We start from the raw sequence: 16,251 nt of genomic DNA on the forward strand, positions 1-16,251 counted from the left end.
ATCGCGCAGCGATCGCGCCATGGTCAGAGGTCGACCCATAGCCGCCACAGATTGGACACCGTCTTCGACAGCGTGTCGAACGATGCGGTCTTGCCCTCGCGCAGGAACATTTCGCGGCGCACCGTCTCGAGATCGAACAGCATCTGGCGATGCTCGGCGCTACGGATCAGCGATTGTACCCAGCCGACCGCGACCGATCGCACGCCCCGCGTGACGGTTTCCACGCGGTGCAGGCTGGTCGATGGATAAAGCAGCATCGCCCCCGCCGACAGTTTGAAACTCTGCGTGCCCTGCATGTCCTCGATCGACAATTCGCCGCCGTCATACTCTTCGGGATCGCCGAGGAAGATGGTGAAGGACAGGTCGGAGCGGATCGACGGCTTGCCCGACATCACCGCATTGTCGACATGATCGCCATATCCCATGCCGGTCTCGTAGCGGCTGAACAATATCGGGCTGATCGTCTTCGGCCCGGCAGCGAGCGTGAACAGTTCGCTGCGCGCCAGCGCATCGGCGATCACCGTCTGCAACCGGTCGCGAACCGGCTTGCTTGCCTCGAGCTGAAGATTGCGCTTCACCTCACGCGCGGCCCAGCCCGCGGTCTTTTCGCCGGGCGAAAAGGATTCGCGCGCCAGCATCTTGCGGATATCGGTGAGTTCGTCGGACGTCAGTGTGTCGGCAATGCAAAGGATCATGACGCGCTCATTTGGTGCCGCACCATGATCGTGAAGTCATTTCACGGTCACGACTGCGGTGTTCAAGGCGATGTCCGGTCGAATGCAGCCACCCGACCGAACATCGCGGAATTCAGCGCTCGGGCGCGCTGGTCACCCCACCTGCTTGCCGGCGAGCAGCTTGTAACCCTTGCCGCTCATCGTGCCCTTCTCGCCGTCGAACAGCGCGAAGCTGTCGAGCAGCAGCGCGACATAGCTGCATGTCTTGTCGGTCTTGCCGTTCGCGGTGATCGACCGGCAGATCTGGTCCCCCTGCATCGCCCAGCTTCCGCTGGCCGGATATTTGGTCAGCTTGTAGCACCCCTTGGAGCCATTGAAATGGTCTTCACCGAGCTTGACGCCCGAGGGACAGGCGCCGGGCGAGATCACTGCCCAGCTTCCCATCCAGCCGGACAGCGTGCCCGACTTGTCATAATGAAGCGCACTGCCGCCGCTGGCATAAAGCGTGTTGCCGGTCAGCGCCTTGCGCACCTGAAAGGCGTGAAGCGCGGGCGAGGTGACGCTGGGCAGCATCTTGGAGAAGCCGCGGCCACCCTCACCGCCTTCGCCGGCCAGCACCTTTTCGAGCGCGCGGTCGAAGCCGCCGGGGAAATCGTCGGTACCGGTCTCTGCGCCGGCCTCGTTACCTGTCTCCCCCGGTGCACCGCCCAAAGCCTGCATCGCGGTGGCGGCGATCGTCGCCGCGGCCGGCGGACCGGCAGTCTCGGCCGAAGCCGCCCCGCTCATCACCGCGCAAGCGCCGATACCATACCAGATCTTCGTCATCGTACGCATTCCAGCCTCCCTTATGTATCTCTCTGCGAGGATTGCGGCACGGTTCAGTACCAGACGCCGCGATAGTGGCCGCGCAGGCCGGTTCCGATGAGCTTCGCGGTTTCGACACAGGCGGTTTCCGCGTCGTCGATCGTGCCCGAATGCTGCATGAAGCCGTGGGTCAGCGATCCGTAATTCCTGTAGATCACCGGCACGCCTTCGGCTTTCAGCCGATCGGCCAGCGCCCGTCCCTGATCGCGCAATATGTCATAGCCGGCGGTGGCGATGATCGTCGGCGGCATGCCCGACAGATCCCTGGCGCGGATCGGCGACAGATGCGGATTGTTCAGGTCCGCGCCCTGCGCCAACGCGAGTTCGAGCATCTTGTCGGCGAAATGCTTGTCGAGGCCGTAGCCTTTGGAGAATTTGCCGAACGAGCTGTAGCTGTAGTTCAGGTCGGTCACCGGGTAATAGAGCAGCTGATAGGCAGGCACGATCTTGCCGTCCTCCCATTGCTTGAGCGATGTCACCATCGCCATCTGTCCGCCGGCACTGTCGCCACCGACACCGACGCGGCTCGGATCTCCGCCGAAGCTGCCGGCATTGGCCTGGGTCCATTGGAACACCGCCTGCGCATCTTTTTGCGGCTCGGGCAGCTTCACTTCGGGCGACATGCGGTAATCCGCCGAAACGACGATCACATCGCCTTCATTGGCGATCAGCCGCGTCGCGCGATCGGCGGCCTCCAGGCTGCCCATGATCCAGCCGCCGCCATGATAATAGACGAGCACCGGCAGTGGCCCGCGCCGATCGGTCTTGGGTGTGTAGATACGGATGTTGAGCTCGCCGGCGGGGCCGCGGATCTTGCGATCCTCCACTTTCGCCATCGGCTCGGTGATCTTGGTCCGATAGGTCCAGGTGCGGTCGACCGCGCGCCGGGCGTCATGGCGCTGCTGGGGAATTTGGAACTGATCCCACCACGCATTCATCGCCGAGATCGCCTCGTCCTTGCGGCCGCGCTGCTCCTGATAATATTGGATCTTGGGATGCAGCTTCTGGCCATCGATCATCTCGGGCGGATTCTGCAGCCGCTGCTCGAACCATTCATTCGGTTTCTTGTAGAGTTCCAGCCGTTCGGCCTCCGCCGGCGTGGGCGGCGGCGCCGGCTCCGCGAGCGCATATGTCGATAAAGTGAGCGACGCTCCGATAAACCCCAATGCGGCAATGCCACGCACGATCATCCGCTGAACCACTGTCTGTGCCTCTCTCGACGGAGTTAATGAACTGGCCGATCTGGAGGCTAGACGAAGCATATCCGGAAATACCGGACGGCCCATTTTCACCAGGCGAGACTCGCCCCGATTGGAGGCTCGGAGTCGCGGCCTCTCTCGTCGGAAATTTTGAACTCGTTTAATTAATTTGTTGATTTTCAGATAGTTAATCTTCAACAATTTGATTTGAAAAATTGGTGACTATATGTCAGACTTTTCTCGTTGGTCGCTGATACGCCTGTCGCGCAGCGATCCGCCGGTTGGAGAAAACTCTATCGGAAGGGGAGAAGACGATGTCCGCGCAGCATGGGTGGGTCGATACGGCATTCAGTGATCATTCGGCGCGGGTCAGGTCGTACATCCACGCCAGAACCGGCTGTCGCGAGACCGCCGAGGACATCACGCAGGAGGTCTTTCTCAGGCTCCACGGCGTCGACGACAGCGAGCAGATTTCGAATGTCGGCCATTATGTCGTCCGCATGGCGCGCAACCTGCTGATCGATCACAGCCGTTCGGCAAGCGGCAAGATCTCAAACCAGACCACGCGGAACATCGACGACGAGTTCGACCTGGCGGTCGATGCCCCTTCCCCCGAAGACCTGCTGATCATGCGCAACGAGATTTCGGGCATCTTCGCGGCATTGGGCGGCATGTCCGAACTCTGCTCGCGCATCTTCTGGCAAAGCCGTGCGGAAGGGTTTCTCAATCACGAGATCGCAAAGATGCAGGGGGTCTGCATCAGCACCGTCGAAAAGAATATCAGCCGGGCGAAAAAGCACTGCGCCTCTCGGATGCGCGAGCTGCAATCCTAGAGTCTGACCCATTTGAGTCGAAACACCACCCACCTGGATCAGACCCTAGGCAGACGGCTCGAACATTTCGCGCATTCGGGCCAGGTAGCGATCCTCCGACGTCGACCAGCGCAGTTCGGCAAGCATCCGGCTGTCGGGCCCCGCGGGGTAGCGGATCGCCCGCCCGTCGTCGGTCGCGGCGGTGAAGACCGCCTCCGCGACCTCGGCCTCGGTGCAATAGGGTGTCGGATAATCGGCCATCTTCTGGAAACACGCCTGTGCGAATTCATCATAGTCGGGCGGGATCAGCCCCTGCATGCGCGGACCGCCATTGGCGGTGAAGTTCGTCGTCGGCGCATAGCCGGGCTCGACCAGCCGCGCCCTGATGCCGAAGCGATGCAGTTCATAGGCCAGCGACTCGGTATAGCCTTCGACCGCGGACTTGCTCGCGGTGTAGACGGCGACGAGCGGCATCGGCCCGATGGCCGCGCTCGACGTCACATTGACGATCACGCCATGCCCCTGCCGCCGCATCTGCGGAATGATCGCACGGCAGGTGGCGAAGACGCCGAAGCTGTTGGTTTCAAAGATTTCGCGGATCACGGCATCGGGCGTCGCTTCGACCACCGACGCCAGGCCGATCCCCGCATTGTTCACCAGCACGTCGATCGCACCGAAATGCGCGACGCCCTCCGCAATCGCGTTGCCAATGCTGTCCGTATCGGTGACGTCCATCGGAACGACCTTCAGACGATCGGACGCGCCCGGAAAAACGCCCGGATCCGGCCGGCGCATCGTCGCAACGACATTCCAGCCGCGCTCCAGGAAGAACATGGCGATCGCCCTGCCATAGCCCGACGACGTACCGGTGATGAATATGGTCTTGTTCATGCCTGCCTCCAAATTGATGAGGCCGGGGATAGACGAAAGCGCCAGACGATCTATAATCTCTGATCCAGAATTCATTATGGATCGTCCAGAATGGACCCGCTCAGCGCCGTCATCGATATCCTGCGTCCGCACACCGCCTTGTCGAAGCCGATCAGCGGCCGCGGCGATTGGGGCGTTCGTTATGCCGCCTATGATCTGCCGGGCTTTGCGCTCGTTCTCGAAGGCGGCTGCTGGCTTGCGCTCGACGGCAAACCGCCGGCACAGCTCGACCGGGGCGATTTCGTGCTGCTACCCGCCACCCCGGCGTTCGAGATGACGAGCCGGCCGGGCATTGCCTGCATTCCCGGCACGCCATCGGCAAGCACGGTGCGCCATGGCGATCCGGACGGCGCCCCTGATTTCCGGATGCTCGGCGGCAGCTTTCAGATCGAGCGGGTCAATGCGCCCTTGCTGGCGGCGCTTCTGCCCGACATGATCCATGTCCGCTCGACCGAAAGCGATACGGCGCGCTTGCGCCGCATCATCGACCTCATCATCGACGAATGCGTCGAAGATCAGCCTGGCGGCGATACGATCCTGCAGCGCCTGCTCGAAGTGATGCTGATCGAAGCATTGCGGCACGAAACGATCGGCGCGGCGCCACATCAGACGGGGTTGCTCGCCGGCATGCGCGATCCCGCCGTGGCGAAGGCGATGCGTGCAATCCATGGCGATGTCCGCGCGCGCTGGACCGTCGCCGATCTCGCCCGGATTGCCTGCCTGTCGCGATCGGCGTTCGCGGTGCGATTCATGGAAACGGTGGGCTGCGCGCCGATCGAATATCTCGCCCGTTGGCGCATGGCGCTCGCGAAACACATGCTCAGCCGGGGCGGTACGTCACTCGATCGGCTGGCCGAGGATATCGGCTATGAATCCACCAGCGCCTTCAGCACGGCCTTCCGTCGCCGTATCGGCTGCGCGCCCGGCAGCTTCGCTCGCGCCTGCCGATGACGTTCCAATCACTCCTCAAAGCCCCTTCCCCCGCACATCGGCTTCGCGCAGGGCCCGCTTATACGCGCGATAGACGTCCTGCGGCATTTCGCGGACAACCGAATCGCGCAGCCGGTCGAGGCAGGAGAGAGAATCCCTCCGCAGCGCATAGGGCGTCACATCGTCGCCATGAATCCGGCAGAATGCGTGCGCGGCGTCCGCGACCCGTCGCCGCAGCTCGGCCCGGTCCGCCGCATTTTCAAGCGCCAGATCGACGAAGCGGACACGCGCGATCGGTTCGGACGGCGCACCGGACGCTTGCACCGCGCCAGTCGCGAGCAGGGCAACGAAACCATATTTGATCAGCCACATCGTCAGCCTCCTTGATCGCCGGACAAGCCGGCTCCGTGGCGCGGAATCGCGCTTCAATTTCCAAATGTGCTTGTCTGGCCGGCCAGGGCATTGAACGATCAGGTCGACGCGTTCAGCGCTCTGGGTTCTTCGTTGTGTTCCGCTGGAGGATGCTCGGGGTTCGTCCCGTCAGCAGGGACCGTTCGTCATCCTTCGGGTCCGAACACCAGCCGGCGGGCTTCCAGATCGAGCTGTTCCGCCTGCACGCGTAGCGATCGTGCCGACCTCAGCCGCTCTTCACGATCCGCCGGGGACAGCGCTTCCTTGCTGGCGCCACGCTCCAGCGCCCGCGCGTCGGCGCGCATGTCGTTCGCCGAATCGCTCAGCCCCCTGGCAAGCTCGCGCCGGCCCTGGGTAGCGATCGCCCGGCCCTTCCCCACGGCGATCTGCCGCTCGACAGTGGCGTCCGGAGTCTCGACCGCAGCCTGGCTCGCGACGGCCGCCGGCGGCGACGGCTCGCTCTCGGGCGCCGGCATCGGCGCATGTGCCGATGCCGGCACGGGAACGGGCACCACGGCGGAGAGCGGCTCGGCCCGCGGCTTCACCACCTCCCGCCGATCCACGATGCGCGTGGCGGAGATCGTCGGCAGCGGATCATGGCGCACGCCGATTGTCGGCGCCGTGGCGTCGGCGGACGGCGCACGCACCAGTTTCATCGCGGCGAGCGGCACGGCCATGCCGGGTCCGCAGATCAGCAGCGCGGAGCAGAGCAGCCGGCTGACGGGCGGTCGCGGCGCATCTTCCAGCACCCGGCCGATACGCCGTGCAAGCATGGATTTCGGCGCGGCCATGCCGCAGGCGGCGGGGTGCGCCGTCAAGGTCGCGACCGTCAGCAATGTCCGCGCATAATCCACCTGCGCCACATGCCTGACGGCATCCTCGTCGGCGGCCAGTTCGGCCTGGCGGGCGAGCGCGCGATCGACCAGCCAGACCAGCGGATTGAACCAGAAGATCGCGGTCGCGAGCCGCGACAGGATCAGCACCGGCCAATCGAGGCGGCGGATATGCGCCATTTCATGCGCGATCACGGCATCCGCCTGCTCGGCTCGATCCTGGGTCGCAGGTCCGATCAGGACCCAGGCGGGCGCGACGCCCCAGCTGAGCGGCGCCGCGACCTGCGGCGACACCAGCAGGTGAACGGGACGGCGCAGCGCCGCCGATGCGCGCGCGGCCGCCGCCAGCCAGCGCGGGTTCGATGCAGGCACCGCCCGTCGGGTCCAGTGCCGCAGCGTCGCCAACCCGGCGATCAGACGCAGCAGGAGAAGGACGACACCTGTGCCATAGAACGCGGTCACGATCATCGGCCAATGGACCGGCGCCTGTGCCTGCCCGGCCACGACATGAACGGCCGTGGGCGTTGTGAGCGCGGCTGCCGGCGCGGCCCCGGGTGCCGGCAGGATACCGACCTCAAGCGCGGGAAGCCCGAGCGCGAATATCGGCAGCATCAGCAATGCCGCCGCCGCCACGCGCAACAGCATCACCCGCTCGACCGCGGCGCGATTCCGCAACGCATGGCTTGCGAGCAATGCCAGGCCGGCGATCATCGCCGATTTCCAACCGAGATCGATCAGCAACGCGATCATTGCTCACCCTCCTCGCGTGCCCGATCGACCGCGCTATCGATCGCACGCTGAAGCATCTCGATTTCCGCCTGGTCGAGGCGCGGCTCCATACCCAGCAACGCGGTCGCAGCCCGCGCGGCCGAGCCCTGGAAGAATGTCTGCACCAGCCGTTCGAGCGCGGTTTCGGCGATGGCGACGGTCTGCCGCGCCGGGGCGTAGACATAGGCCTGGTTGACCGTGTGATGGCTGATCAGGCCCTTGGTTTCGAGGCGGCCGAGCAGCGTCCGCACCGCCGAGTCGCTCGGCGGATCGGCCAGCGCCGCACGGACCGCCGACGCGGTCGCCTCTCCCAATTTGCAAAGGACTTCGAATACTTCGCGCTCGCGACGCGGCAGAGACTCGATCATGGGGGCTTCCTGTTCAGCCTGCTACAGATGTAGCATGTTACAAACGTAGCAGGATGACAAGCCCCTATATGACCTGCAAATTGCCAGCCGGCAGCGGAGATCGATCGAATTGGCGACGCCAGCGGAAAGGACGGCAGACATGCGATATTTTCCGGCATTTGCATTGTTCCTCCTCCTCGCGGCGAACTCGGCAGCCATTGCCGAACCCGCGATCGAGGCGAGCCCGGCCGAAGTCCTGGAAGGAGAACCCGTCCGGATCACGGTCTCGGGCCTGGCGCCGTTCGAGCAAGTGACCCTGCACGCGTCGCGAAGCTGGTCGCTATATCCCAAGGGGCATGAACTTTACCGCGGCCAGGCGACCTTCACTGCCGATTCCCGGGGTCGAATCGATCTGCGTACGAGCCGGCCGATGGTCGGTTCATCCTATGACAGGCCGGACGCGGCAGGCCTGTTCTGGTCGATGGTTCCGGTGCGACGCGACGGAGCCTATCAAAAACGCGCCGCCGCCCTCGACCTGGCCGGCCTGGAAGATCTTCGCCTGGGGAGCGTCATGCTGGAAGCGGAGGTGAGTGGAAAAATCGTCGCGCGCGCGCCGGTCATGCTCCGGCTGGCCGCGCCGGACGTGACATTGCGTGAAATCCGCGACGCCGATGTCGTCGGCGTCTTTGCCAGGAACCCGAGCAAACTTCGCCAGCCGGCCGTGATCCTGCTCGGTGGATCCGAGGGTGGCCTCTTCACGGCCCGCGAACTCGCGCCGCTGATCGCATCGCATGGATATTCCGTCCTGGGTCTGGGCTATTTTCGCGGCGGCGAGGACGAGCTTCTGGCCCTCCGCGCCAATCTCGAATTGATACCGGTCGAGACCATCGAGGCTGCGCACCGATGGCTCGCCAAGCGTCCGGACGTCGATGCATCGCGCATTGCGATCGTCGGCGTGTCCAAGGGGGCCGAGTTCGCGCTGCTGGCCGGTGCGACCTTTGGCTGGATCAAGGCGATCGCCGCCTTCGCTCCCAGCCATGTCGCCTGGGAAGGCATTCCACCCGACGATCGTCCGGGACCGGCGGGATCGTCATGGACGCTCGAAGGCAACTCCGTGCCATTCGTGCGCTGGAGCCGTCCGGCTGAAAACCGGGGAAACCTTGCCCGTGCCGCGTCAGGCGTTTCCCGGCTGACCGAGGTTCATCTCGAGTCATTGGTCGAACATGCCGACGATATCGATGCGGCAAGGATTCCGATCGAGAAAAGCCAGGCGGCGATATTCATCGCTGCCGGACAGGACGACGGCATGTGGCCGTCCGCCTATTCCGCGGAACAAATCCAATCACGGCTGGCGCACTATCGCTACGCGCACCCTGTTCAAGTGGAGATGCTTTCCACCGGGCATCAGATACTCGGCACCGGCTGGGGCCCGACAACCGCATTTCACCGTCCCACTGGTCGATTGCAAGGCGGAAACCCCCGGCTGGATGCCGAAGCACAGGCAGTCGTCTGGCCGAAGCTGCTAAGCTTTCTCGCCCAACAGCTTCGGCCAGAGCAGCCGGTCAGATAAGAATGGCAGGCCGTTTCGCCGTCCAACCTTATTCGAACACAGCTATGCCATGGGTTTCACCGGTCGCGGTCGCCGGTCCTGGCCGACCGCGACAAAAGCGAAAACCGCCTGGGTCACCTTGTTGGCATCGTCCGAATGGCGATCGCGCGCCCAGGCTTCGACCTCGACATGCATCGAGGTGCGGCCGACCTTGACGAGCCGCGCGAACACCGAGACTTCGTCACCGACGAACACCGGCCGGTGAAAGGCCATGCCCTCCACCGCGATCGTCACCGCGCGGCCGCCGGCATGGCGCGAGGCGACCGAGGATGCGGCCAGATCCATCTGGCTCATCAGCCAGCCGCCGAATATGTCGCCATAGACATTGGTGTTGGCCGGCAGCGCGGTCACGCGGACCGCTGGCGCCTCCTGCGGCAATGCCTCACCCGGCATGGTAGGCCCCGCGCACGCGCATGCGCTGTGCCGCGCCGACCATCGCGATCAGCGCGGGCCGCACTTCCTCCCATTTGCGGGTCTTGAGCCCGCAATCGGGATTCACCCAGAGCTGCCCTGCCGGCAGTCGCTTGCCCGCCTGCGCCAGCAATGCCGTCATCTCGGCCTCGGCCGGGATGCGCGGCGCATGGATGTCGTAGACGCCCGGCCCGATATCGTTGGGATAGGCATAGTGGGCGAACGCATCGAGCAGCTCCATTTGCGAACGCGCCGTCTCGATCGAGATCACATCGGCATCCATCGCGCCGATCGCGGGCAGGATGTCGTTGAACTCCGAATAGCACATATGCGTGTGGATCTGGGTCTCGTCGCGCACGCCCGAGGCCGCCAGGCGGAAACATTCGACCGCCCAGTCGAGATAGGCCGGCCAGTCCGCCCGGCGGATCGGCAGCCCTTCGCGCAGCGCCGCCTCGTCGATCTGGATCACCTTCGCGCCGGCCGCTTCGAGATCGATCACCTCGTCGCGGATCGCCAGCGCGATCTGCCGGCAACTTTCGGCGCGCGGCTGGTCGTCGCGCACGAAGGACCAGTTGAGGATCGTGACGGGGCCGGTCAGCATGCCCTTCATCGGCCGGTCGGTCTGGCCCTGCGCATAGCGCCACCAGTCGACGGTCATCGCCCTGGGCCGCGACACGTCGCCATAAAGGATCGGCGGCCGCACGCAGCGCGAACCATAGCTTTGCACCCAGGCGCTGCGCGTGAAGGCGAAACCCGAAAGCTGCTCGCCGAAATATTGGACCATGTCGTTGCGTTCGAACTCGCCATGGACGAGCACGTCGAGGCCGATCTCCTCCTGCCACTTGATCGCGGCCCTGGTCTCGATCCGCAGGAAGCGGTCATAAGCGGCATCGTCGATCTCGCCGCGGATATGGGCCGCGCGCGCCTTGCGGACCTCGGCGGTCTGCGGGAAGGATCCGATCGTCGTCGTCGGAAAGGCGGGCAGCCCCAGTCGCGCCTGCTGCGTTTCCTTGCGCGCCGCAAAGGGCGAACCGCGCTGCGTCATCGCGATATCGACGGCGGCGACGCGGCGCGACACCGCCGGATCATGGATGAGCGGAGACGCCTTGCGCGATCGCACCGCATCGCGCGAGTCCGCGAGTTCGACGGCGACGCTGTCCCGCCCCTCGTTCAGCGCCTTCGCCAGCAGCGCGAGTTCGCGGATCTTCTGGACCGCAAAGGCCAGCCATTGCTTCACCTCGTCGTCGAGCGCGGTTTCGAGCGCAAGATCGACCGGGGTGTGCAGCAACGAGCAGGAGGGCGCGAGCACGACGTCGCGCACGGCGGCAACGGGCTCGATCCGGTCGAGCAGCGCTTCGAGATCGGCACGCCAGACATTGCGCCCGTCGACCAGCCCAAGCGACAGCAGCAAATTGGGCCGCACCGCCGCGAGCACGTCATCGAGCTGTTCGGGCGCACGCACCAGGTCGACATGCAGCCCGTGCACCGGCAACTCGGCGGCCAGCGGCAGATTGTCGCCGAGCGCGCCGAAATAGGTGGCGAGCATCAGCTTCGGTCCCTTGGTCGCGAGCCGTGCATAGGCCGCCCGCAATGCCGTGCGCTGTGCGTCATCGAGGTCGAGCACCAGGCAGGGCTCGTCGATCTGCACCCAGTCGGCGCCCATTTCGTGCAGCTTCCACAGCACATCCTCATAGACCGGCAGCACCGCATCGAGCAGCGACAAGGGTGCGACGTCGCGGCCTTTCGCCAATGTCAGGAAAGTGACGGGACCCAACAGCACCGGGCGGGTCCTGTAACCGAGCGCCCTGGCCTCGGCGAACGCATCGAGGATCCGGGTCGACGACAATGCGAAGCGCTGCCCCGCATGAAGTTCGGGCACCATATAATGATAGTTGGTGTCGAACCATTTGGTCATTTCCTGCGCGGTGCTATCGAGCGCGTGCACGCAGCCCGCATGCCCGGCAGTCTGCGCGCCGCGCGCCATCGCGAAATAGACGTCGAGGCCGACCGCCCCGCCCGTCCAGCCATAGCGCGCCGGCACCGCGCCCAGCATCGCACTGGTGTCGAGCACATGATCGTAAAGCGAGAAATCGCCCGACGGCAGGATATCGGCGCCGATCGCTTTCTGCCGCGCCCAGGCGGCGGCGCGCAGCCCCTGCGCCGCCGTCCCGAGCGCGGCAGCATCGCTCTTGCCCGCCCAATAGCTTTCGAGCGCGAATTTCAGCTCGCGCCGGGGGCCGATACGCGGGAAACCGAGAGTGGCAACGGTTGCGGTCATCGTCTTCAAACCTTGCTTGGGGCAAGGGCATGGCCGGACACGCGCGCATGGGGCTCCGCGCCCGATGGACAAGTCCGGGCGCAGCCATGCATGCGGCCTGACCGGGCACCCCGCCGGAGGACGTTATCTGACGAGGCAGGTCTCCTGGCTCGCGGGTCGACATGGCGGTCCGGCCTTCCCAATCCCTTGCCGGATCAGTGACACGAATTGGACCGCCACTCACCGCTCACAGTTGCGGGGGCAGCGCCGGACTGATCCCAAGGGACGTCACCGGCTTCCCGTCTTAGCTCCGCGACGCAAGCACGACGCGGAGAACCTCGACAGGCTCAGAATAGCGCCGCCCGAAACCGTGTCAATCAATATATAAAGAATTCTTTATATCAGTCATATTAACTGGCGAGAGCGCTTCACCTGCATCGGCGCCCCGATCCGGCGATATTGCGGAGTTCGCATTCGTACGACTCCGCTTGCCGATCTCCGCTTTCGCTGGCAGGTTCTGTGCATGCTCCTCCTTGTCGCCCTGCCCTTCATGATCGATGCGGGCGCCGCCATTTCGCGGAGCGATCGGCTTTCCGCTCCGCCCCCGGCCAGAACGGTCGGCGCGACACCGGCAATGTCCCGCTGCCTGATCTCCAAGGATCAAGCCGCGAGCGCACGTCTGGCGCAATCCATTCCGGGCAGCGACGATGAAAAGGCCGCGTTCGCGGATCTGGCGCGATCAAGCCCGCAATGCTTCGAACAATCCGGGGCTCAAATGGGATCGGATCAGCAATTGCGCCTGGGCGCGCATATCGCCGAAGCACTTTATGTGCGGCACATGGCACGACGGGCCCAGCCGGCACGGCCGCTCGCGCCCGAGGAACAAGCCTCTTTCGACCAGGCGATCGCACTGAAGACCGAAAATTGGTCCGCCGGCGCTGCGGCCGGAGAATGCCTCGTCGCACATGATCCGCAAGCTGGCGACCGATTGATCCGCGCGGACCAGGATTCGAGCAAAGAGGCGCAGATTCTGGACTCGTTCGTCGCGGCGCTTCCATCCTGCCTGTATCAGGGGCGGCGGTTGAGCCTGAACCGCAAGGATCTCCGCTTCCAGATCAGCAGGGCGGTCTATCGTCAGACCCTGGGGAGTCTGCCGGCCTATCTGTGGGAAAAGAGATCGCCTTATGTCGGGGTACGGTGAGTATCGCTCATCGAGCCCCCGATATCCGCATCTGACTCGGACTTTCCGTTATCGACCGTGATTTCCGAGCCGGCAGATGATGCCACCTGCCTCGAAATCACTCTAAAACGTCACACCGACGCTGCCGATCACCGTCGCTCCGCCCTGCCCGACACCATCGCGCAAGGAACTGTCGACATAGCGCAAGGCGGCCGACCACCGGCCCCGGCGATAATCGATCGCCACGCCATGATCCCAATATCGCCCGTCGGGGCGTAGCCGCGCGGCGCGAAGCCCGTCATCGACCTTGCCCGACGATCGCCCGACATGCCCCGACACCGTCAATGGCGTTCCCGGCACCGCCACCGCCACCGCCGTCCCGATATAGAGATTGTCTCCGCCGATAGCGGCCTGGCCGGGTGCATAGCGCGTGAAAACATCGATGCTCGCGGGGCCCAGCAGGAACCCGGCGGCAGCCCCCAGCTCGGCATAGCCCTGGTTCGCGGCACCGGGGAACAGATGCCAGGTCGCGTCCGCCGACAGCCGCCATCCGCCCAGCTGCCGCGTATAACGCGCCTGCACATCCACAACCGCGTCGGCCCCGCGATGACGATCGCTGCCCCAAAGCGTGACGGCCGTGGCGTCGAGGGAAACAGCGCCGGCCACCGGCACCGACAGCGTCGCCCGCACGACCGGTTCGCCGTCGCTCCAGCTCAATCCGCGCCGACGCTCGTCGCTTGCCGCCTCGAGCGACAATGACGGGCCATCCTCGGTCTGCGCAAAGGCCGGCGCGGCGACGCCCAGCCACGCGCTGCACGCCAGGATCGCCGCTGCACGCCACTTCATCCTAATTGTTGACCGCGTCCAGCTCGGCCAGCAGCGGTGCCCGGTCACGCTCCGCGACCGCAAGCAAATGCGCCCGGATCGCGTCGGCGCGGCCCGCCACCTGCCGCGCGGTCGCCTCCGACATCGGGGTGCAGGCGCCGGCTTCACTGCCCGAAATCCGCCGGTCGGTCGAAAGCGTACGCGCCGACGCCGGGGCCTGACCCAGGCGCCGTTCGACGATCACCGTTGCCATCCACTGGCACCGCCGGCCATCGACCCGATTGGGCGTATGCGTACCGATCGTCCGCGTCTCGATCTCGGTGCGCGCGCTGTAATGCGCCGCCATCGCCGCACCGGCATGGTCCAGTTGAACGCTGTGGGTCGCGGCGACCGCCGCCGCGATGATCAGGGCAATGCTCATGATATCATATCCTGCTGGATGCCCGGCTGTCGCACCGGGTCAGGCTGCGGCGGATAGAATTTCCACATTGCTGCTTCTTTGCTGGCCGATGACAAATGCTAAACCGGATGCACGGGACAGGCCCGCAGCGCCGGTCTCGAAAAAAATATGCGATCGGCGTTACAGTTCGGGATCGGTGGATTGTCTTGAACCCACGACATGGCTGCATATGCAGGGAGAGACCCGGCCGGACATATGGTCGACGATGAAGCCCTTGAGGATTGGTTCTGCCGAGAGGTGCTCCCTCTCGAACGGTCCTTGACGCACTTCATCCGGCGGAACTGGAGGGTGGCGGACGACGTGATCGACCTGAGGCATGACGTGTACGAACTGGCGATTTCCGGCGGTCGCGGCGGCTTGCCGTCGAACACGCGCCAATATCTTTTCACGATCGCGCGCAATCACCTGATCAACCGCGCCAAGCGTGCGCGCATCGTGTCGTTCGATCTTGTCGCCGACCTCGAGACGATCGACCGCGAGGCGGACCTGTTCGAGGCCGAGCGGCATCTGAGTGCCCGCGAAGCGCTGCGCCGGGTTCAGGAAGGGCTGGAGCGGCTCAGCCCGCGCGTTCGCGAGATCGTGCAGTTGCGGAAGATCGACGGGCTGAACGTGCAGGAGACCGCCGACCGGCTCGGCATCGGCAAGGATGCGGTCAATCATCAGGTGATGATGGGTATGAGGGCGCTGGCCGACTATATGCTCGGCGGCACCGGCAAGATCATCCGGCCGAAATTCGGCCGCCGCCAGGAAAAAGGCGGCAAGACATGAGCCGCGCGCAACAGGCCGAGGATCGTGCGGCGGCATTCATCATCGCGCGCGAAGACGGCCCCTGGTCGGACGCCGACCAGGCCGAACTCGACGCCTGGCTGGCCGAGGCCGACGGAAACCGCGCAGCCTATTGGCGGCTCAAACATGGCTGGCGCGAAGCCGACCGGATTGGCGCGCTCGGCCGCGGCACGGACGAGGCCAGTGAATTGCCGGACCATCCTCCCCGCCGCTGGTGGCTGCCCACCGCGATCGCGGCCTCGATCGCGGCAATGGTCGGCGCCGGTTACATGTTCACGCGCGACGGCGCCGAGAGCGCGCCCGAGATCGCGGCCATCGCCTATGACACGCCGGTCGGCGGACGAAAGCTGGTCGGCCTTGCCGATGGCAGCCGCGTCCAGCTCAACACGGCGTCGGTGGTCCGCACCGCAGTGACCGAGCGGACGCGCGAAGTGTGGCTCGACAAGGGCGAGGCCTATTTCGAAGTCGCGCATCTCGAAGGGCGCCCCTTCATCGTCCATGCCGGCGATCGCCAGATCACCGTGCTCGGCACCAAATTCTCGGTCCGCCGCGATGACGACAAGGTGACGGTGTCGGTGCTGGAGGGGCGCGTGCGTGTCGATGAAATCGACGCCGGTCGCGACATGCGGTCCGCGATCATCTCGCGCGGCGACATCGCCTTGGCGCAGGGCGATGCCACGCTCGTCACCGCGCGATCCGAAGCGCGCGTGGAAAGCGCACTCGCGTGGCGGACGGGCATGCTGAGCTTCGACCAGACCAGCCTTTCGGATGTCGCGGCCGAGTTCAACCGCTACAATCGCAAGCCGCTGGTCGTCACCGACGCCGAAGCCGGCAGCATCCGGATCGGCGGCGTGTTTCCGGCCTCCAAGCCCGATGTCTTCGCGCGGCTGTTGCGCGACGCCTATGGCGTGAAGGTCGTCGAAACGGCCGACGCGATAAAAATATCGGACTGATC

General features: G+C 65.0%; 17 protein-coding genes and 1 riboswitch. Of the genes, 6 read left to right on the forward strand and 11 right to left on the reverse strand.

The window, feature by feature from the left end; translation table 11 throughout:
* Positions 1–23: 23 nt before the first annotated feature.
* The 3 genes from AC3WN8_RS07465 to AC3WN8_RS07475 all read right to left on the reverse strand — a co-directional run bounded on the left by AC3WN8_RS07465 (position 24) and on the right by AC3WN8_RS07475 (position 2,740).
* Entirely contained in the window at positions 24–695 is a 672-nt protein-coding gene (locus AC3WN8_RS07465) for a Fe2+-dependent dioxygenase (protein WP_492668767.1), read from the reverse strand.
* 132 nt (positions 696–827) lie between these two features.
* Complete coding sequence (locus AC3WN8_RS07470) at positions 828–1,508, reverse strand: hypothetical protein (RefSeq protein WP_492668768.1); 681 nt, start codon at positions 1,506–1,508, stop codon at positions 828–830.
* Positions 1,509–1,552: 44 nt separating this feature from the next.
* The gene (locus AC3WN8_RS07475) at positions 1,553–2,740 is read right to left on the reverse strand and encodes an alpha/beta hydrolase (protein ID WP_492668769.1); all 1,188 of its coding nucleotides are present in this window, start codon (positions 2,738–2,740) and stop codon (positions 1,553–1,555) included.
* A gap of 311 nt (positions 2,741–3,051) precedes the next feature.
* Between AC3WN8_RS07475 and AC3WN8_RS07480 the strand changes: the two genes are divergently transcribed.
* Positions 3,052–3,570 carry an RNA polymerase sigma factor gene (locus AC3WN8_RS07480; protein ID WP_492668770.1) on the forward strand — a complete coding sequence of 173 codons (519 nt, stop codon included), beginning with the start codon at positions 3,052–3,054 and terminating at the stop codon, positions 3,568–3,570.
* A 45-nt stretch (positions 3,571–3,615) separates the two neighbouring features.
* Here AC3WN8_RS07480 and AC3WN8_RS07485 read toward each other — a convergent pair whose 3' ends face one another.
* Positions 3,616–4,440: an SDR family oxidoreductase gene (locus AC3WN8_RS07485; protein ID WP_492668771.1), complete on the reverse strand. Its 825-nt coding sequence runs from the start codon at positions 4,438–4,440 to the stop codon at positions 3,616–3,618.
* A gap of 90 nt (positions 4,441–4,530) precedes the next feature.
* On the opposite strand from AC3WN8_RS07485, the gene AC3WN8_RS07490 reads away from it, so the two are divergent.
* A complete protein-coding gene (locus AC3WN8_RS07490) occupies positions 4,531–5,430 on the forward strand; it encodes an AraC family transcriptional regulator (protein WP_492668772.1) in 900 nt (299 codons plus the stop codon).
* 15 nt (positions 5,431–5,445) lie between these two features.
* Here AC3WN8_RS07490 and AC3WN8_RS07495 read toward each other — a convergent pair whose 3' ends face one another.
* The 3 genes from AC3WN8_RS07495 to AC3WN8_RS07505 all read right to left on the reverse strand — a co-directional run bounded on the left by AC3WN8_RS07495 (position 5,446) and on the right by AC3WN8_RS07505 (position 7,789).
* A complete protein-coding gene (locus AC3WN8_RS07495; RefSeq protein ID WP_492668773.1) occupies positions 5,446–5,781 on the reverse strand; it encodes a UrcA family protein in 336 nt (111 codons plus the stop codon).
* A 185-nt stretch (positions 5,782–5,966) separates the two neighbouring features.
* Complete coding sequence (locus AC3WN8_RS07500) at positions 5,967–7,403, reverse strand: M56 family metallopeptidase (protein ID WP_492668774.1); 1,437 nt, start codon at positions 7,401–7,403, stop codon at positions 5,967–5,969.
* Positions 7,400–7,789 carry a BlaI/MecI/CopY family transcriptional regulator gene (locus tag AC3WN8_RS07505; protein WP_492668775.1) on the reverse strand — a complete coding sequence of 130 codons (390 nt, stop codon included), beginning with the start codon at positions 7,787–7,789 and terminating at the stop codon, positions 7,400–7,402. Before AC3WN8_RS07505 ends, AC3WN8_RS07500 begins: the two co-directional genes overlap by 4 nt.
* Before the next feature lie 139 nt (positions 7,790–7,928).
* Here AC3WN8_RS07505 and AC3WN8_RS07510 point away from each other — a divergent pair, with 139 nt between their 5' ends.
* Positions 7,929–9,338 (forward strand): acyl-CoA thioesterase/bile acid-CoA:amino acid N-acyltransferase family protein, encoded by a 1,410-nt coding sequence (locus AC3WN8_RS07510; RefSeq protein WP_492668776.1) that lies wholly within the window; start codon positions 7,929–7,931, stop codon positions 9,336–9,338.
* A gap of 42 nt (positions 9,339–9,380) precedes the next feature.
* Here the strand turns inward: AC3WN8_RS07510 and AC3WN8_RS07515 are convergent, their stop codons facing one another.
* Together AC3WN8_RS07515 and metE are read right to left on the reverse strand one after the other, a co-directional pair.
* Positions 9,381–9,770 carry an acyl-CoA thioesterase gene (locus AC3WN8_RS07515; RefSeq protein ID WP_492668777.1) on the reverse strand — a complete coding sequence of 130 codons (390 nt, stop codon included), beginning with the start codon at positions 9,768–9,770 and terminating at the stop codon, positions 9,381–9,383.
* Complete coding sequence (gene metE, locus AC3WN8_RS07520; protein WP_492668778.1) at positions 9,760–12,066, reverse strand: 5-methyltetrahydropteroyltriglutamate--homocysteine S-methyltransferase; 2,307 nt, start codon at positions 12,064–12,066, stop codon at positions 9,760–9,762. Before metE ends, AC3WN8_RS07515 begins: the two co-directional genes overlap by 11 nt.
* A 117-nt stretch (positions 12,067–12,183) precedes the next feature.
* Positions 12,184–12,401, reverse strand: a riboswitch (cobalamin riboswitch).
* Positions 12,402–12,568: 167 nt separating this feature from the next.
* Here metE and AC3WN8_RS07525 point away from each other — a divergent pair.
* Positions 12,569–13,246 (forward strand): hypothetical protein, encoded by a 678-nt coding sequence (locus AC3WN8_RS07525; protein WP_492668779.1) that lies wholly within the window; start codon positions 12,569–12,571, stop codon positions 13,244–13,246.
* 102 nt (positions 13,247–13,348) lie between these two features.
* Here the strand turns inward: AC3WN8_RS07525 and AC3WN8_RS07530 are convergent, their stop codons facing one another.
* Together AC3WN8_RS07530 and AC3WN8_RS07535 are read right to left on the reverse strand one after the other, a co-directional pair.
* Positions 13,349–14,071: a TorF family putative porin gene (locus AC3WN8_RS07530; protein WP_492668780.1), complete on the reverse strand. Its 723-nt coding sequence runs from the start codon at positions 14,069–14,071 to the stop codon at positions 13,349–13,351.
* Between the two features lies 1 nt (position 14,072).
* A complete protein-coding gene (locus AC3WN8_RS07535; protein WP_492668781.1) occupies positions 14,073–14,471 on the reverse strand; it encodes a hypothetical protein in 399 nt (132 codons plus the stop codon).
* 327 nt (positions 14,472–14,798) lie between these two features.
* On the opposite strand from AC3WN8_RS07535, the gene AC3WN8_RS07540 reads away from it, so the two are divergent.
* Together AC3WN8_RS07540 and AC3WN8_RS07545 are read left to right on the forward strand one after the other, a co-directional pair.
* On the forward strand, positions 14,799–15,278 hold the full coding sequence (locus AC3WN8_RS07540) for an RNA polymerase sigma factor (protein ID WP_492668782.1): 480 nt from the start codon (positions 14,799–14,801) through the stop codon (positions 15,276–15,278).
* Positions 15,275–16,249: a FecR family protein gene (locus tag AC3WN8_RS07545; protein WP_492668783.1), complete on the forward strand. Its 975-nt coding sequence runs from the start codon at positions 15,275–15,277 to the stop codon at positions 16,247–16,249. Before AC3WN8_RS07540 ends, AC3WN8_RS07545 begins: the two co-directional genes overlap by 4 nt.
* Positions 16,250–16,251 lie beyond the last annotated feature (2 nt).

Source organism: Sphingobium sp. FW305-3-2-15-F-TSA7, from assembly GCF_058787155.1.

Bases quoted from the DNA above. Each gene is read 5' to 3' on its own strand.
- AC3WN8_RS07465 (WP_492668767.1), bottom strand. From the start codon at position 695: ATGATCCTTTGCATTGCCGACACACTGACGTCCGACGAACTCACCGAT.
- AC3WN8_RS07470 (WP_492668768.1), bottom strand. From the start codon at position 1,508: ATGCGTACGATGACGAAGATCTGGTATGGTATCGGCGCTTGCGCGGTG.
- AC3WN8_RS07480 (WP_492668770.1), top strand. From the start codon at position 3,052: ATGTCCGCGCAGCATGGGTGGGTCGATACGGCATTCAGTGATCATTCG.
- AC3WN8_RS07485 (WP_492668771.1), bottom strand. From the start codon at position 4,440: ATGAACAAGACCATATTCATCACCGGTACGTCGTCGGGCTATGGCAGG.
- AC3WN8_RS07490 (WP_492668772.1), top strand. From the start codon at position 4,531: ATGGACCCGCTCAGCGCCGTCATCGATATCCTGCGTCCGCACACCGCC.
- AC3WN8_RS07495 (WP_492668773.1), bottom strand. From the start codon at position 5,781: ATGTGGCTGATCAAATATGGTTTCGTTGCCCTGCTCGCGACTGGCGCG.
- AC3WN8_RS07500 (WP_492668774.1), bottom strand. From the start codon at position 7,403: ATGATCGCGTTGCTGATCGATCTCGGTTGGAAATCGGCGATGATCGCC.
- AC3WN8_RS07505 (WP_492668775.1), bottom strand. From the start codon at position 7,789: ATGATCGAGTCTCTGCCGCGTCGCGAGCGCGAAGTATTCGAAGTCCTT.
- AC3WN8_RS07510 (WP_492668776.1), top strand. From the start codon at position 7,929: ATGCGATATTTTCCGGCATTTGCATTGTTCCTCCTCCTCGCGGCGAAC.
- AC3WN8_RS07515 (WP_492668777.1), bottom strand. From the start codon at position 9,770: ATGCCGGGTGAGGCATTGCCGCAGGAGGCGCCAGCGGTCCGCGTGACC.
- metE (WP_492668778.1), bottom strand. From the start codon at position 12,066: ATGACCGCAACCGTTGCCACTCTCGGTTTCCCGCGTATCGGCCCCCGG.
- AC3WN8_RS07525 (WP_492668779.1), top strand. From the start codon at position 12,569: ATGCTCCTCCTTGTCGCCCTGCCCTTCATGATCGATGCGGGCGCCGCC.
- AC3WN8_RS07530 (WP_492668780.1), bottom strand. From the start codon at position 14,071: ATGAAGTGGCGTGCAGCGGCGATCCTGGCGTGCAGCGCGTGGCTGGGC.
- AC3WN8_RS07535 (WP_492668781.1), bottom strand. From the start codon at position 14,471: ATGAGCATTGCCCTGATCATCGCGGCGGCGGTCGCCGCGACCCACAGC.
- AC3WN8_RS07545 (WP_492668783.1), top strand. From the start codon at position 15,275: ATGAGCCGCGCGCAACAGGCCGAGGATCGTGCGGCGGCATTCATCATC.